A 17,343-nucleotide genomic window follows, 5' to 3' on the forward strand; every position below is an offset into this window, starting at 1 on the left:
TATTGATAAACTATTATTTTCGAATATACTCAAATTAGATTAGTGTCTAATATTCTTTTTTATAAGTTCCATAAATGCTCCAGGAGTAACAACACGTACTTTAGGGTTTTCATTTATTTTATCCACAACCCGCTGAATATTACTGAGACTTTTGCTCCAAGCATGAACATAAACAAACGTATAACTATTAGGATTGTTAATATCAAATTGACCAGAGTTAATCCTTTCATTAATATTTGTAGCAAGTTGATCTTCACTTTCTATGTTATCCCAAAGCAAATCTCTGCAAGACACTATAGGTTTATTATTAGACCAAATAATTTCTCCTTGATATTCATCGTGTTTATGATAATCAAGATAATACAATCCACGAATATTAGGTTTAACATTGAATTTACGCCAAAGCTCAGTATTTTTAAAAGAAGAGTCATCTATGATTGCTACATATTTCTGATCTACTTTTTTCATATAATCATTTAATCTATTAATATAAATGCCAAGCGTATTTTCATCAAATTTACTTGGGTACATATATCCATTTCCAGATGGTGGCACTATAAAGTAATCATTACTAGATCCATTTGCGGCGCTTTCATAATATAAGTTAAATACAGTAGGTGCAAGATAATATAATGATGGGCTTAAGGACCACCCCAAATTGAATTTACCTTTATCAGGAGAACCATACCACTTGTGGGAACCATAATTAGTTCCAAGGTTCCATTGCTGATTATCTCCATCAGACATAATAAATGTTACATAATGAACATTTTTCTCATTAGGAATGTTTTTTAATATTTTTTGATCCATTGGTAATGAAGGAAATGAACTTAATACAGTTAAATTATAAGACCAGTCTGCGGCAACCATACTAATACCATATTTTGAAGTTGTACTTACATTAATAAATTCATCTGGTCCCCACCCTAAACAAATGGAGTCCTTTTCCATTGTTGAAAATATTTTATCTCGTAGCGTTGTATCATCTATTTCATCCTCATAAAATATTAAGGATTTTGTCAATATTGCATAATCTCTTAATGCTGAACTTTTAGCTGGTGATAACTGAATTACAATGGAATGATTAAGACCACAATTCCACAAATTATCGTATGCCCAGTTTTTATCTGTTCCCCGAGCGTCGCCTTTAATATTTGTAATACCAAAAGTGTGTACCGTCTCCTGAATAACTTCATCAATTGCAATGCAATTACTTAAGGATGCAAGAGAACAAGCATTATTTATTGAAGGGTCTTTAAGCGATTTATTATCGTAAAGTACATACCCCTCAACATAACTTTTAAATATATCTAATAATCTCCATGGATCCAAAATAATCTGATATACAATCCCATAACGGTTTTTCAAATCTTCTAGCCATATTTGATAATCTGGTTGGGATGAATTAAGTGTGTATATTTGGGATGAGGATTTACTATTAACAATCCCTTGCAGGGTTACTATCATTGTTGACTCACTTGGAGTCATTGTATTTTGAGAAATAACATATAACCAAGTTGGAATTATAGGGTTTTTTATATAATTAGATGTATTTTCGTTTATCGAATTAGATCTATTCTCGTTTATCGAAGTAACAGGAAACGCCGTATCATTAGTAATATTATTATCAATGATACTAGATTTTTTCCAATCACTCCATTTATTCAAAATCATTGCTACTAGACCTGCAATATTTATAGAAATTTTGTAAGAAGTTAATTCTTTCATTATTATAAAAGGATTTGATATGGCTCTCATCAAAATTTGCTAATAATAATTGTCTTTTTATAATATCATCAGCTGTAACTTCTTTAGCATTTTTCATCATATCATACATAATCATGAATGTAGTAGTCCTTCCTATACCTTGTTTACAATGAAAATGAAGCCAAGTATTTTCAGGTTGTAATTTCACAACTTTTACAAAATAATCAACCATATCATCTAGAGGAATCTTACCATCAGTAACAGTTATTCGAATATATGATAATGATTTAGAATTAGTAAGATAACTTTCATTTTCTACCTTTATTGGAATTACAGTAATGTTTTTATGATTGTAATATGTCATTGGTACATCTAATTTAATGCTATTTAATTTATTATATTCGTCAATTAAAACTTGCTCCCTTGTTAAACCTATGTTGGCATCATTTTTTGCATTTGCCCAGCTAACAGGAGCTCCATTAATAAAACCATGTGATTCTTGCCTTAAGTCAACAACCGTTACAGGCAATGCCGACCCTATATTGTTTATTACAAGAGGTAAATTATACTCAGAAAATTGCTGACTACCCGAGATGTTTAATGTACTTAATCCGCTAAGATTTAAATTCTGTGTGTTTAACGATGTTAATGAAGTAGTAGTCGTGCGAAAGTTCTTTGGAATTTCATAATAATTTTGTGTATCCAAAACAAGATTTACACTATTCCCATCCGGTTGGGTGGTAGGGGCTTGTATAATTTCATTCTTTATTTCTCTTAGATCTAAGCTATTATTACAAGATCTTTTAATATCATCAAAAATCGTTCTATTGTTCATCTGCAAATACTTGTTTATTATCATCATTTTATAATTATATAAATAAGGGTACCTATACATGTATTCCCTCCATAAAATAAATTTCACTATATATTATGTTATGGAATAAATTAACGTTACTTTAAAATAACTGTCTATCATTCTATGTAAGTATCTAGTATAAATAAAATTTATATGACCATATTCTATGATAAGAGTATAATGTATATATGCAGTATAGATTTGGTAAACTTACCATACTACTTGCATAGAATACTAAATCAATCAGGAGGTAATACATATGTTAAAACAAACAATAAAAGCTGATATTATTAAATATATGAAAAGCAGGGATAAAGTTAGGCTCACCACTTTAAGGACTTTAATGGCTGACGTTAAATATAAAGAATTGGATTTAAAGAGAGAACTTGAAGACAATGAGTTAGTTGGTATTATTGAGAAAACAATTAAGCAATTACATGAAACTCTTGGCTATGCGAAACAATCTGACAAAGCAGATATTATAGCTGAATCAGAAACATCTATTGAAATGCTTACTGTTTATATGCCAAAACAATTAACTGACGATCAGGCGAGAGCAATCATAGCTGAGGTTATAACTGAAAATGGTTTTAAAGGAAAAGGTGATATGGGAAAAGTTATGAAGGCTATTATGCCAAAGCTCAAGGGACAGTACGATGGTAGGAAAGTAAATCCTCTTGTAAATGAATTACTAGCATAGGGGCCACAGCAGTAGTGATATTTATATCACTACTTCTGTTTTATTATATACATATTGTATTGTAATCACATTTCTTTTTTGTTATACTTGATATAATATTAAATAATTTAAAATAAACGAGTATAAAATAAGTTAAGGTGGTGTCGCACATGGGACTTTTACGTTGGATAGGCGGAATAGTAGTATTTTTTTGGGTTTTAGGTCTTATACTTAAAATTGGTGGCGGTATGATCCACACGTTGCTTGTAATAGCAGCTATTGTATTTATTGTTGATAAGATTTCAGGTAAAAAATAAATTTAAACTTAAATACCCTCATGTAAAAATATTCATTTTTACATGAGGTTTTTTTATAACGATTTTTTACAAGATACTATAGAGTGATAGTTGCTTAATTTTTTTAAGCTAATTAAATTCTAACCGTTCTAAACTTTAATTATTTAATATATATATAATATTTTCCTAATAATTTATGTGAATATTAATTTTCTATTTCATTTATTTATTTACATGTTACAATTAAGTTAATAATATTATTTGTGAGGTGTTCCTGTATGGATAATATCGATATTAAAATACTTAAGCTATTACAGCAAAATTCCAGAGTTACGGCTTCTGAAATAAGTAGCCGAATTAATCTTTCCGTACCTGCAGTAAGTGAAAGATTAAAAAAGCTTGATGCCACTGGTATTATTGAAAAGTACACTATAATATTAAGTGCCAAAAAACTAAATAAACGTCTTATGATAATGATGTTTTTATCTCTCGAATCGCCAAAGTTTAAAGATGCTTTTATTAGTATTATTCAGTTGGATGATGAAATTGTTGAGTGCCACTACCTTGCTGGCGATTACGATTACATCCTTAAGATTATAACAGAAAGTACGGAAAGTTTAGAAAAAAAACTACTCAAGATAAAAAACATTCCAGGAGTTCGTAAAACTAAGACCATAGTCTCCCTTTCCACAATAAAAAACAATTATTCTATTATACCAACTGAAATTAAAAACTAAATAAATATTTAGGAGGTTTTTATTATGATAATTGGTGTTCCAAAAGAAATCAAAAACAATGAGAATAGGGTTGCTATAACCCCTGATGGTGTACATGCCTTAGTAATTAAAGGTCATCAGGTTCTAATTGAAAAATCAGCTGGAGTAGGCAGTGGTATTGAAGATACAGACTATGAATTAGTTGGTGCTAAAATAATCAATAAAAACACAGATGTTTTTGATCAAGCGGATATTATTGTGAAAGTTAAGGAACCATTAGAAAGTGAATATGAACTATTCAAAGAAAATCAAACTCTATTTACCTATCTCCATTTGGCTCCAAACCCTGCCCTTACCAATGCCTTACTTAAAAAGAAAATTACTGGCATAGCCTATGAAACCGTTCACCCTAAAGAAGGAGGCCTACCCCTTTTAACTCCAATGAGTGAAGTTGCAGGTAGAATGTCCATTCAAATTGGTGCAACGCTTCTACAAAAATACTATGGTGGACTTGGTGTATTACTAGGTGGAGTTTCCGGGGTTCTTCCTGGTGAGGTTGTAATTATCGGCGGTGGAGTTGTCGGCTTAAATGCAGCGAAAATGGCCGTTGGTCTTGGCGCTCGCGTAACAATTCTTGATATTAACAAGGCAAGGCTTGCCCAGCTAGATGATATATTTCTTGGCAGAGTTTCTACCCTAGTTTGCAATGATTATAACATTGCATCAATGGCTAAAAAAGCAGACTTATTGATTGGTGCTGTTTTAGTTGTTGGTGCCAGAGCGCCTAAGTTAGTTACAGCTGAGGTAGTTAAATCAATGAAAAAGGGATCTGTTATTGTTGATGTAGCAATAGACCAAGGTGGCTCTGTAGAAACAATAGATAGAGTAACAACTCATGATAATCCTTGCTATGAAAAATATGGAGTTATTCATTACAGCGTAGCAAATATTCCTGGTGCTGTTCCAAAGACTGCAACCTATGCACTTACTGGTTCAACCCTTCCCTATTTGTTAGATATTGCAAGTAAAGGTGTTGTAAAAGCTATGCTTGAGGATGAAGCCCTTTTAGCAGGTTTAAATACCTATAAAGGTTTTGTAACTTATAAAGCTGTATCCCAAGGTCTAGGAATCGAATACAAATCACCTAAAGAATTATTACAAACTATATAATTTTATGTTGATTAAATAATATATACATGTTATAGTAATAAAAATACATTAAAAGCTATGAAGGGAAAGAGTACGTAAATAAAGGTTTAAAAGAGAGTGGGATAACGAATAAGTTTTTAGAACATGTTCGTTTAAGGTGAAAACCCATAAACTACTATTTACCGAAAATCATCCTGAAGCTGCAAGCTGAAACTAAGTAAGCATTGCCGGATTATTCCGTTAAAATTCGAGTTATAAATTTGAGTGGCACCGCGGACACAATTTTCGCCTCATAGCGAAGTTTGATGTCCGCTTTTTTATGCGCTTTAATATTCTAAATCTTGATTCATTAGTTAAAATAATTAAATAATATAACAACAAAGAAAGGGAAGAGTATATATTCTTAGTGTTAAAAAGAGAGTGGGTTAATAAACAAGTTTATGATAACAAACAAGTTTGTTTAAGCTGAAAGCCCATAACACTTTAATGTAGAAAATCACCCTTGAGTTGCAGGCTGAAGATAAGTAGGCCCCGCCGGAGCATTCCGTTAAAAAGATAGTTATAAATTTGAGTGGTACCGCGGACATCTTTTCGCCTCATAGCGAGATGAGTGTCTATTTTTTTGTCTTAAAATATTTCTCTATGTTTCATAGTAGAGATATGTTTAATTAAATATAAAAAGGAGTGAGATGTGATGGAGGATAAAAATAAAAGAGAGACGTTTTCAACCGGATTTGCAGTTTTCTTTGCTACATTAGGTTCGGCAGTAGGTTTAGGTAACATATGGAGATTTCCCTATTTAACAGGAGCTAATGGTGGTGGAGCTTTTCTCTTAGCATACCTTTTATGCGTTGCATTAGTTGGTATTCCCATTATGGCGTGTGAATTCTACATTGGCAGAAAATCAAGAAAAAATGCAGTAGGAGCTTTTAAAAAGCTAAAGGCTGGTAAAGGCTGGAAAGTTATTGGATTTATGGGGGTAGCATCGGCATTTCTAATAATGTTTTTTTATAGTTCTGTTGCTGGATGGGTTTATTCCTATGTTTTCAGGGCATTAAAAGGAGATTTCGTGGGAGTTACTGCAACTACCGCTAAGACAAAATTCATGACTACTTTAGTTGGACCAATGTCTCCACTAGTATGGCAATTTATAGTTCTAGCCGTTGTTTCAGTAATTTTAATTGCAGGTGTTAAAAATGGAATTGAAAGAATAACTAAAACACTTATGCCGGTATTATTTATATTAATTATTATATGTGATGTTAGAGCTTTAACACTTCCAGGCGCATCTCAGGGATTAAATTTTTTATTCCATGTAGATTTTACACAGTTAACTGGACCTGTTATATTAACAGCTCTAGGCCTTGCATTTTTCAAAATGTCACTTGGAATTGGAATAATGATTACTTATGGAAGTTATTTCACTCATGATAATGATATGATTGCAACTTCTGCAAAAGTTGCAATATCAGACTCGCTAGTTTCAATACTTGCAGGAATTGCAATATTCCCAGCTGTATTTTCATTTGGAATGGAGCCTAGTGCAGGTCCCGGACTTTTATTTATGACTATACCACTTGTATTCTCTAAAATACCTTTTGGTAGTGTACTTTTAGTAGCATTTTTCCTTTTAACTGCTATAGCCGCTACAACTGCAATGATGTCTATCGTTCAAGTGCCAGTAGCATATTTTACGGAAGAAAAAGGTATGGGACGAGTGAAAGCAGTATTGCTTACCACAGGGATAATAATGGTAGTTGGAGTTCTTGCAACATTATCTGCTGATTCTTCAAGTGTTCTTGGTAATATTCATATAATAGGAAAAAAAGGATTTTTTGATTCCTTTGACTATTTGTCCTCTAATATATTACTTCCAGTAGGAGGACTTATAACAGCAATTTACATTGGATACTTTGTTAAAAAAGAAGATTTCAAACTAGAATTATCAAATCAAGGAACTTTAAACAATAATCTTGTTTTAAATATTGTTCATGTATTTATTAAATTTGTATCACCAGTTTTACTTATAATTGTTTTTCTAAACTCAATAGGGGTAATGGATCGTTTATTTAAATAATATTACTAATAAGTCTTAATAAATTTTAAGTTTAATACCTTAAAACGCAATAAAAGCCTCAATAATCCTTGAGGCTTTTATTGCGTTTTTTATTCTACTGCAAACCACTATAAAAATATTCAGATGTTACAATTATATGTTTGCTAACAATTTATGTGTGCTAATAGCATATGTGTTAATTATATATATTTATATATAATTATATAAAATAAACTTAAATAATACATATTATGATTATTATAAGTATTATGTATTATTTTAATTCAAATTTTTCATTCTAATGTAATAAGGGGGCTTATAATGGAAACTATAGTTAGATATTCAGATGAATATGAACTTAGAACCCGTATTGATAAATTAAGAGATATTCTAAATGAACTTTGTTGTAACACTACTGAAATTGAAGCAATTGGAACAAATGAAGAGATGTTAATTTTGAGCCGCCAATTAGATGAACTTATAGTTAAATATATGGTTCTAAAAACACATAATACAGATATTTGATATTGCCTTATCAAATATCAAATATATCTAATCTAATTCAGCTTTTGAATATTTAAGAAACCCGTTATCAATTTTTATCACTATCAAACCTATTTCATTTAAATACTCAACATATGAATTTAGCATTCTTTTTATTAATGCATATTTATATCTATCTTTAATATCAATCCTAAAATTGTTTATAACAACCCTGAAAATATCATCCAGTGTCATATCAGCATCTATGAGTCTATATATTCTATCAGCTCTCTCCTTATAGAAAACTATATTATCAGTTATAAGTTTTGTAATGTCATCATATATCCCTTTGTGGGCCACTATATATTTGCTACATTTAAGGTCATAAAGTTTTAATTTACTTGATAAATCCTCACTAAGTATATAAGCATAAGGCATTTTAGCCCCTCTCATAACTTCATAACTTATAAGGCTGTCTGCTAAGTAGACAACGTCATCTGGGGTAGTTATGCATATATGAGCAGGACTATGTCCTGGTGTATGAAGAATTTTAAATTCTATACCTAACATCACTATGCTATCTTGGTTATCCATAATCATAATATCTGTTTCACAAACCATATGTCCAAAATGCTGAGCAACATCAGATAATGTTTGGTTATTGTAATAAAGTTTAAGATTAAGCGTAGAACTGCATATAAGTGCTTCATAGGCTGGCATAGCGATAATACAGTTATACTTTTTTTTCAGCTTTGCGTTATTACCTACATGGTCAACATGGGCATGACTGCATAATATACCTACTACCTTAAAGTTGTTTTTTTCGAGTATCTCATCTATTCCTTTTCTTTCCCCTTGTGCCCATCCTGAATCTAACATAATAATTTCTTCTTCATTAATTTTATAAAAAGGTATATATGTCATTCCAGTATCAATACAAAACGTATTTCCTTTTATCTCTTTTATTTTCATGTATTATCTTTAATCCTTCTCTCTGTTTCTTTTTTTTACCTAAATGTTTTTTCTAATCATTTCAGTTTCAACGTCTTTGCCTTTATCTTTAATAGCTTTCAATGTTTCATTAACTAAATATGCTGTATTACCATTTTTTCTTTTGCTTCCTACTATACCTAATACTTTCATTCTCTTCCTCCATATATTAAATATTTGATATATATATACAAACTTTTGAATAACTTATTACTGTTCGTTTCCAAGAAGATGTCTACCAAGATATACTGCACTCGCTGCAGCTTGAGATAAAGAATAAGTTACTCCAGAACAATCTCCGGTAATATAAAGTCCCTTCTGCTTTGTCTCAAAAAACTCATTAGTACTAATCTCGGGTTCGTAAAATTTTGCATCGATTCCATATAATAAAGTATCCATAGAAATTTTTTTACCTGTTAGACTTTCTATTGACTCAAAGATTTTCAGTAAAGCTTCGATATATACTTTAGGAATTTCATTATATAGATTTCCACCCTCATAAGCAAGTGAGGGCATAATGCTATTCCTAAATAGTTGGCAATTAGTAGTTTCCCTATTTTTTAGTATATCACCAAATCGCTGAATTACTATTCTTTCTTTGCCCCTATTTATAGATTGTATTATACTTCTTGCATACTCCCTAGCCTTTTTATGACAAGAAAAATATCTAGGAACAAAAATAGAAAAGTTAAGATTACAACTTGGACTATCTGTTTCTAGCTGATTTTGACCATCTGCCATTACCAGTCCTTCTTGATATTTTTTAATGACTTTGCCTTTAGGGTTCATGCAATAAGTAGTAGCTTCAAATTTATCGCCTCTATATCTAACCTTAACCTCAAAAGAATCCTTAAGAATATCTTCAAGCTGATCTCCCTTCATCTCAACTCTTATACCTAAGTCCAGTCTTTCTCTGAAAGGCACTATATTAAAATTTTTACAATAATTAAGAAATCTATCTCCTCCACTTATACCCGTGGCTAATACAACCACCTTAGAGCGAAATACATTCTGATGAATGTTTAACCTAAATACATTATTTTTTTTATCTATAGTAATTATATCTGTCTCACACTTTATATCAACCTTATCCTTTAAATATATATACATTTTTTCTAAAATTTCATATGATAACTTAGTTCCTAAATGTCTCACTTTTGTATTTAATATATCATATTTACTTCCTTTTGAAAGCTTTATAAGTTCTTCATTTTCTGTACTGTATATTTTAACCTTATCTCCACCAAATAAACATAAGGTTTTATCTACATTCTCCATTAAATCCATAGTGAGTTTATTTCCTATTTTATCACCTAAATTGCCACCAAAATCATTTGTATAATTAAACTTCCCCTCAGACCTACCCATGCCTCCAAAACCTTGAATCTTATTACATGTTTTGCAATTCATACATTTTCCACTTAGTTCAATTTCAATTGGACATATTCTATCTAAAAACTCTTTTCCTTTTTCTACCATAAGTATTTTCAAATTTGTTTCTGATTGTAAAAGAGTATATGCAAGAAAAATCCCACTAACTCCTGACCCAACTATAGTTATATCATACATATTTTAACTTCTTCCTTAAAATCAAAGAAATGATTAGAGGTGTGATTTCTTATCACTTCTCCAATCATTTCTTTAAAGTTACTTTTTATTTATATATTTATCATTTCTTAATAGTTTGATGCTAATACCTCAAAATAAGCCTTTGGATGAGCACAGGCTGGGCAAAGCTCTGGTGCACCTTTACCTTCAAATATATATCCACAATTAGTACACTTCCATAAAGTTTCCTCGCTCTTTGTAAACACAGTTCCATCTTCTATATTTTTAGCTAGTTTTCTATATCTTTCTTCATGTTTTTTCTCAACTTCAGAGATTTTTGTATATACAAATGCAATGTCAGAAAACCCTTCATCTTTTGCATCTTTTGCAAATTGAGGATATAAATCTGTCCATTCTTCATTCTCACCTGCTGCTGCCGCTAATAAATTTCCTTTAGTATCTCCTATGAAAACTGGATATCCTGCATCATTAATAACAACTGCATCACCATTTAAATCGCTATTAGCTAGAAACTTAAAGAATCTTTCTGCATGTTCTTTCTCATTCCCAGCTGTTTCAGTAAATATGTTCTGTATTTGCACGTAACCTTCTTTTTTAGCGATTGAAGCATAAAAAGTATACCTATTTCTTGCTTGAGATTCTCCTGCAAAAGACTTTAAAAGATTTTCAGCAGTTTTTGTTCCTTTTAAATTTAACATATTTGTCCTCCTCCTAATTGTAACTCTCTTTATTTAAACTTATTCAACTATTAATAATTATAGAATCTATAACCTTAAAAGCAAATAAATTATTTAGTTTTATTATCATATAAAGGTTCTTCTCTTAATTTAAAACTTCTTCCCCCTCATCATTTCTGAAGCAATTATGTTCTCTGCAGTTATGTCTTTATCTGGTCCCTTAATCTCAGAACTATCATTTTCGTTATTATCATTTTCTGAAGTGAATATTTTTTTGGTACCTATATTATTTTTAGGTTTCATAATTACGTTACTCTCATCATCTTCACGATCATCGTTTTTGGCTGTAAATATTCTTTCAGTACCAATATTATTTTTGGATTTCTCGCTAGCATTATTGCCTTCCCAATATTCCTCTGCTTCCTTTTCCATTTTTTCAAGTCTTGTATAATAATCAGGATATTCAGTTAAATGTGCAAGTGCAATTTTGCCTGTAAGTGATGGATCGTTATTTGTAACATCTGTAACTGGATCAGTTTTACCATGTTCAAGCTCAACCATTATTCCCATTCTAAATTGTTCTATATTAAATTTGCTCCAGTCTACACCTAGCGTTTCACCAATTTCTTTTGCTTGGTTACTAGTAAATACTTTTGCTTTCGTCATTATATCACCCTCCGTTAAAATATTTGTATAATTTAAAATTACACTACATTCCTTTAGGAAAATTTAGAATATTCTTTCTATATTATACCATCCATGATATATTATTTCAATACTTGTCCACAATTAGTTTATTCGTTATGTTTTACACATTTTTATTATGCCCTACAAATAAATCATAGAGCATCATATTATAGGGTTAACATGTGGATTTGATTTTCCTATACACCTTTCTGATATTTAGCAACATACTCATAAGATAAAAAATAATCTTTCATATTATCCCCAACAATACTACAGATACTATTTAACAGATTATCCTCTTCAATTGTTAATTCACTTTGATAATGGAATATAAATTGATTAATATATCCACACTCATCAAATATTTTGCATATATCGGATAATGTGAAAAATTTATTATGACTTCTATTTAAAATAGAATTTTCACTATACATAAAACTCCCTCTTAATAGTTCTTTTATTACCGAGTGGTGCATTACGTTAGGAATAGTTGCAATTATATATCCTCCTGGTTTTAAAAATCGCTTTATTTCCCTTAGTAATTTCCAAGGGTTTTTACTTAATTGAAGTCTATTTCCAAGTATTATATAGTCAAAAAAATCTGTTTTGTCATTTTCAAAGTTCAGATTATAATTCTCTTCAAAATCCTCTGCTATTAACTCAATAATCTTCCCACCAAGTTTAGCCTCGAATTCATTTGTCTCATTTCCATATATTTTAGCATTAGGGTACATATATTTTAATTTAAGTAATGTTGCCCCTAGCCCACATTCAAACTCTAAAATATTTAGTGCCTTTTCTCTCGGTTCGTTTATACGATGTATTATGTCAAATTTTAATGTGCTACTTGTATTAGAATTAAAACCCCACTTATCTTCAAATTTTTTACCATTTATCGTTAAAATATTATTGAATTTTGTATAGTCTTTATTAAAAGACGAACTTCCAAAATGATGTATGAAGCTATCATTACAAAGCATCAACTTATATCCTGATTCTATAATCCTCATACACAAATCATCATCTTCAAAATTGCCAGGCGAGAATCTTTCGTCTAAAACACCAATTTTATTAAGAACTTCTCTCTTAATAAACATGCAAAATGCTACAAGCCTTGTTTTTTGCTCCCACCTATTTGGGTTTGAAACATTATTATCATCAGCAAATGGAATCATGTCTTTAATGTCTACATAAGGCACATTTATAGACTGATAATTTGAACAATTATTAGTTATTGATGCAGCTGCTCCAATTTTATCATCACTGTAGACACATGTTTTAAGATTATCAAGCCACCTTGGGGCAACTACAGTGTCATTATTTAATAACAAAATATCATTTTCAGGAAGCGAAACTTCTATTCCAATATTACATCCTTTTGGGAACCCTACATTTTCATTATTCAATATAACCTTTATGTCTTTTTGCTCTTTAAGCCATTCTCTTGTTCCATCAGTAGAATTATTATCTACAACAATTATTTCATAAGTATCCTTTTGTGTATATTTACGTATACTGTCAATGCAAATATTGTTATAGATAAGATTGTTATAAGTCAAAATTATTATCGAAGTTTTTCTATCTTTACTTTCAATCATTTCTATATCCCTTCCTCTAATACTTATTGGCACCAATTAATCATTCACTTACATGTTATGCTGTGCACTCAAAATTGTACCCTGTCCAACTAACTATACATATCTAATGTACTTAATATACTAAAATTATATTTACATTTTCTTATTTACTTATAAACATGTTTCCTATTTCAATCTACTGCATATTATAGACTGTAAGTTTAATTTAGGAGGTTTATATGGTAACTATTAGTTTATGTATGATTGTTAAGAATGAGGAAGATGTTTTAGGTAGATGCCTTGAATGCGTTAAGGATATTGTGGACGAAATAATAATAGTAGATACTGGTTCAACAGATAATACAAAAAAAATTGCTTTAGAGTATACAGATAATCTATTTGATTTTGAATGGATTAATGACTTTTCAGCAGCAAGGAATAATGCATTTTCTAAAGCAACTAAAGATTATATTCTTTGGCTTGATGCTGATGATGTTATTCTTGAAGATGATATAAAAAAATTTGTAGCCCTTAAGAAAACTCTAACTCTAGATATCGATAATGTAATGATGATGTATAACGTAGGTTTTGATGAAACTGGAGCTGTTAGCTTATCTTATTTTAGAGAACGTTTATCAAAAAGAGCTAACCATGCTATATGGATGGAACCTGTTCATGAATGCCTAATAATTGGAGGAAATACTATAAACACTGATGTTTGTATCACACATAGAAAAGAACACGCAGCAGTGCCAGGTAGAAATATTTCCATTTATAAAAGTTTATTGTCTAATGGTACCCCGCTAAGTCCAAGAGGAATTTTCTATTATTCCAGAGAATTATACCAGAATGGATTTATAGAAGATGCAATAAAATATTTCAATGAATTTTTAGACTCTAAACATGGATGGGTAGAGGATAATATAAGTTCTTGCTTTGACCTTTCTAAGTGTTACAACATTGTAGGTGATAAAGAAAACATGCTTAAGATACTACTTAGAAGTTTTGAATATGATACTCCAAGGGCTGAGATATGCTGCAATATAGGGACTTATTACTTTGAGGCACTAGATTATAATAAGGCTATTTTCTGGTATAAGCTTGCAGCGGATCTTGAAAAGCCAGTCAATAGCTGGGGCTTTATTTCACATGATTTTTGGGGCTATATACCCAATATACAACTTTCTGTTTGTTATGATAGGTTAGGCAATAGAGAAAATTCAATTAAATATAATAATAAGGCTGCTGAATTTAAACCTAACTCTCCATCTGTAATTGCAAATAGAATTTATTTTGAAAGGGGATAAACATGTCATCAAACAGCACTCCACTATTAACAGCCCATCTATTTTTTTCGAGAGAAAATTCATGGGATGGATTTGAAGAAATGCTTAAAAGACTTGATGAAAGCGGTATTACAGTGAAATTGTATGAACCTAATGAGGCATTATTAGATATATATCCTAAACATCCTCGCGTATATGTTTCATTTGGAATGGGAGCCGAAGAATTTAAAACACTTTATGACATGCCGCTTCACGAAAGAAGACGTTGGTTACACTACAATTCTCCAGAAGACATACAACCAGCTGATTTATTTTACTGCTGGCTCAAGTTGACAGATCCCCTCCCTGAAAATAAAACAATACCAGTTACTCATTTTTCTACTGACATTCCTTTAGTTTCTGTTTTCACGGCTGCATATAAGTCCAAAGAAAAAATTCTACGTCCTTATCATTCTCTATTGAATCAGACTTATACGAATTGGGAATGGGTGATTGTAGATGATTCTGGTGATGAAGATGCTACGTACAATCATGACTTACTACCTCTAGATGACCCACGCGTTAGAAGATATCGTCAAGATTCCCGAAATGGATATATTGGGTCAACTAAGCGGTATGCAGCAGGTCTGTGCACTGGGGAAATATTAGTAGAAGTAGATCATGATGATGAGCTAACTGTTGACTGTTTAGAGAAAATAGTCCATGCATTTCAAAATCATCCTGAATGCGGCTTTGCTTATGGTGATTGTGCAGAAGTGTATGTAGGGAGCAATCATGCAAATTGGTATGGATGGGATTGTGGTTTTGGATACGCTGTATACTATCGAGTTTGGGTGCATGGAATGAATAGATGGCAAAACGTATTAAGAAACACTATAATAAATGTGAGTACTATACGTCATTTGGTTGGTTTGCCAAATCATCCTCGTGCTTGGACAAAGGATTGTTACCACCTGCTTGGTGGGCACCGCGAGGAACTATTGGTAGCTGACGATTACGACATGTTAGTTCGAACGTTTCTTTGTACTAAGTATGTAGCTATTCCTGATTTACTTTATATACAATATAGGAATGAAAATGGAGATAACTCTACTTTTAGTAGAAATGATCAGATCCAGCTCCTCGTAAAAGAACTAAACAGTTATTATGGTGAAAGAATTAGTGAAAGAGTTAACGAACTTGGTTTACCAGAGTCTGTGTCATATAGTCGCATATGGGAGGCAACTACTGATGACCCTGCCCTTAAACAAGCTAATATCATTGATGAAGATACCTTCAGAACTTCAATGCTATTTCCCATTCCATACTCCTCTCCCAGAAATAACCATGAAGAATTATTTAACACTCTTCAAAAGGGCATAGAAACTAATTTTAAAGATATGGAGGTAGTGGTTGTAGGTAATATACCACCAGAAATCGAGGCATTTGCCTCCAAAGCTCCTATGGGTGCAGTCCGTTGGTGGACAATGGAACCGACGGATTCATTAGAAACCTGCATCCAGTATGCTAAGTTTTGTTCTTCATGCGAGGTAAAGGTGGTTGTAGAGCCCAAACTCTACAATAATAATTAGGTTACGTATATCCTATACACTTTAAAGTACATGTTAAAAATAGTCCATATACATCAGTTAATATAATCTTGATGTATATGAACTATTTTTTTGAAGATACTTACTAAACTTTTAATGCTAATATAGCCTTGAGCTCTTCTAACTTAATATCAAAGTAAGGCTCACCTTCATAATACTTTGTAAATATTTCAATTCCACCATCTACACTTAATGGTAATCTAGTTTGCAATATCCATCGAACTAATGGAAATGTAATAGCTAGTGAAGTCAGTTTATGATATTCTATTTCTTGGTCCGTTAAACCATTCCCTCTAAAACTATATAGTATATCTAAATAATTCTGCACTGCAACTTCCATAATATTATATCCATATGCACCTGCCGAACCCGTTTCTGGTCTATTAATTTGTCCACTTAATATGCAGTAATTAGGATTAAATCGTAATAGTTCAAGTTGGATATATATATGGTTAAGACTGGAGTATAAAAATTTTTCTTTATCAACGATTTTCATGTATGCATCGTTATTTATAACCATACCAGAAATCCATCCTCCGGTTCCTGAATCTGTTTGATAATTACTCATTCCTATTCCACGTTTTATATTTAATGGGTGCCACTTCATGGATAAATACATTAAATCACAATCTCTGTTAGAATTAATCATATTTATTATCGTGCTATAAACTCCCTCATTAAAATAATCATCATCACCATGAAGATTAATGTATTCCCCTTTTGATAGTTCTAGTACCTTTTGTATGTTTTTTGATACTCCTATATTAGTATCATTTTTATAATAAACTAAAGTTTCATATTTCTGCAATAACTCATTAATCATCGTAGAAGTATTATCTGTTGAACAATTATCACAAACTAAAATTTCAAATCTAGAATCATTACCAACCTCAGAGTATATACTTTCAATGCACTTTCTTAAAAAGTCTACTCTATTATAAGTAGGTATACCTATAGTCAGAATTGACCTTGGTTTTAATTCTTTAATTTCATTTTCATTAATACTATCACTCATATATTATTGCT

The 17,343-nt window shown here is 31.1% G+C and carries 15 protein-coding genes, 1 pseudogene and 1 other annotated feature; of the genes and pseudogenes, 8 read left to right on the forward strand and 8 right to left on the reverse strand.

The annotated features are described in order from the left end of the window. Window positions 1-39: 39 nt before the first annotated feature. Window positions 40-2,476 (reverse strand): annotated as a pseudogene (locus KPL55_RS12110) (GxGYxYP domain-containing protein). 346 nt (window positions 2,477-2,822) lie between these two features. On the opposite strand from KPL55_RS12110, the gene KPL55_RS12115 reads away from it, so the two are divergent. From KPL55_RS12115 to KPL55_RS12140, 6 genes are all read left to right on the forward strand, one after another. Beyond that, the gene (locus KPL55_RS12115) at window positions 2,823-3,263 is read left to right on the forward strand and encodes a GatB/YqeY domain-containing protein (protein WP_216306992.1); all 441 of its coding nucleotides are present in this window, start codon (window positions 2,823-2,825) and stop codon (window positions 3,261-3,263) included. 149 nt (window positions 3,264-3,412) lie between these two features. Next, a complete protein-coding gene (locus KPL55_RS12120; RefSeq protein WP_216306993.1) occupies window positions 3,413-3,559 on the forward strand; it encodes a lmo0937 family membrane protein in 147 nt (48 codons plus the stop codon). A 257-nt stretch (window positions 3,560-3,816) separates the two neighbouring features. Continuing rightward, entirely contained in the window at window positions 3,817-4,275 is a 459-nt protein-coding gene (locus KPL55_RS12125; protein ID WP_216306994.1) for an Lrp/AsnC family transcriptional regulator, read from the forward strand. Between the two features lie 24 nt (window positions 4,276-4,299). Further along, window positions 4,300-5,424 carry an alanine dehydrogenase gene (gene ald, locus KPL55_RS12130; RefSeq protein ID WP_216306995.1) on the forward strand — a complete coding sequence of 375 codons (1,125 nt, stop codon included), beginning with the start codon at window positions 4,300-4,302 and terminating at the stop codon, window positions 5,422-5,424. Between the two features lie 48 nt (window positions 5,425-5,472). Next, window positions 5,473-5,699, forward strand: a binding site (T-box leader). Window positions 5,700-6,097: 398 nt separating this feature from the next. Then, window positions 6,098-7,480 (forward strand): sodium-dependent transporter, encoded by a 1,383-nt coding sequence (locus tag KPL55_RS12135; protein WP_216306996.1) that lies wholly within the window; start codon window positions 6,098-6,100, stop codon window positions 7,478-7,480. 300 nt (window positions 7,481-7,780) lie between these two features. Beyond that, window positions 7,781-7,984, forward strand: coding sequence for an aspartyl-phosphate phosphatase Spo0E family protein (locus KPL55_RS12140; RefSeq protein ID WP_216306997.1), 204 nt, complete (start codon window positions 7,781-7,783; stop codon window positions 7,982-7,984). Between the two features lie 27 nt (window positions 7,985-8,011). On the opposite strand, the gene KPL55_RS12145 is transcribed toward KPL55_RS12140, so the two are convergent. The 6 genes from KPL55_RS12145 to KPL55_RS12170 form a co-directional block, all read right to left on the reverse strand. After that, window positions 8,012-8,914: an MBL fold metallo-hydrolase gene (locus KPL55_RS12145; RefSeq protein ID WP_216306998.1), complete on the reverse strand. Its 903-nt coding sequence runs from the start codon at window positions 8,912-8,914 to the stop codon at window positions 8,012-8,014. A 39-nt stretch (window positions 8,915-8,953) separates the two neighbouring features. Then, a complete protein-coding gene (locus KPL55_RS12150; RefSeq protein ID WP_216306999.1) occupies window positions 8,954-9,085 on the reverse strand; it encodes an NAD(P)H-dependent oxidoreductase in 132 nt (43 codons plus the stop codon). A 57-nt stretch (window positions 9,086-9,142) separates the two neighbouring features. After that, window positions 9,143-10,501, reverse strand: coding sequence for an NAD(P)/FAD-dependent oxidoreductase (locus KPL55_RS12155; protein ID WP_216307000.1), 1,359 nt, complete (start codon window positions 10,499-10,501; stop codon window positions 9,143-9,145). Window positions 10,502-10,608: 107 nt separating this feature from the next. Next, on the reverse strand, window positions 10,609-11,199 hold the full coding sequence (gene rbr, locus KPL55_RS12160; protein WP_216307001.1) for a rubrerythrin: 591 nt from the start codon (window positions 11,197-11,199) through the stop codon (window positions 10,609-10,611). Between the two features lie 129 nt (window positions 11,200-11,328). Then, window positions 11,329-11,844 carry a DUF5661 family protein gene (locus KPL55_RS26550; protein ID WP_312887276.1) on the reverse strand — a complete coding sequence of 172 codons (516 nt, stop codon included), beginning with the start codon at window positions 11,842-11,844 and terminating at the stop codon, window positions 11,329-11,331. Between the two features lie 218 nt (window positions 11,845-12,062). Further along, window positions 12,063-13,463: a glycosyltransferase gene (locus KPL55_RS12170; protein WP_216307002.1), complete on the reverse strand. Its 1,401-nt coding sequence runs from the start codon at window positions 13,461-13,463 to the stop codon at window positions 12,063-12,065. A 218-nt stretch (window positions 13,464-13,681) separates the two neighbouring features. On the opposite strand from KPL55_RS12170, the gene KPL55_RS12175 reads away from it, so the two are divergent. Both KPL55_RS12175 and KPL55_RS12180 read left to right on the forward strand, forming a co-directional pair. After that, window positions 13,682-14,749: a tetratricopeptide repeat-containing glycosyltransferase family 2 protein gene (locus KPL55_RS12175; protein WP_216307003.1), complete on the forward strand. Its 1,068-nt coding sequence runs from the start codon at window positions 13,682-13,684 to the stop codon at window positions 14,747-14,749. A gap of 2 nt (window positions 14,750-14,751) precedes the next feature. Continuing rightward, the gene (locus KPL55_RS12180; RefSeq protein ID WP_216307004.1) at window positions 14,752-16,299 is read left to right on the forward strand and encodes a glycosyltransferase; all 1,548 of its coding nucleotides are present in this window, start codon (window positions 14,752-14,754) and stop codon (window positions 16,297-16,299) included. Window positions 16,300-16,402: 103 nt separating this feature from the next. Here KPL55_RS12180 and KPL55_RS12185 read toward each other — a convergent pair whose 3' ends face one another. After that, window positions 16,403-17,332 carry a glycosyltransferase family 2 protein gene (locus KPL55_RS12185; RefSeq protein ID WP_216307005.1) on the reverse strand — a complete coding sequence of 310 codons (930 nt, stop codon included), beginning with the start codon at window positions 17,330-17,332 and terminating at the stop codon, window positions 16,403-16,405. Between the last annotated feature and the right edge of the window lie 11 nt (window positions 17,333-17,343).

The sequence above is a fragment of the Clostridium lacusfryxellense genome (genome assembly GCF_018861735.1).
Lineage (GTDB): Bacteria > Bacillota > Clostridia > Clostridiales > Clostridiaceae > Clostridium_AD > Clostridium_AD lacusfryxellense.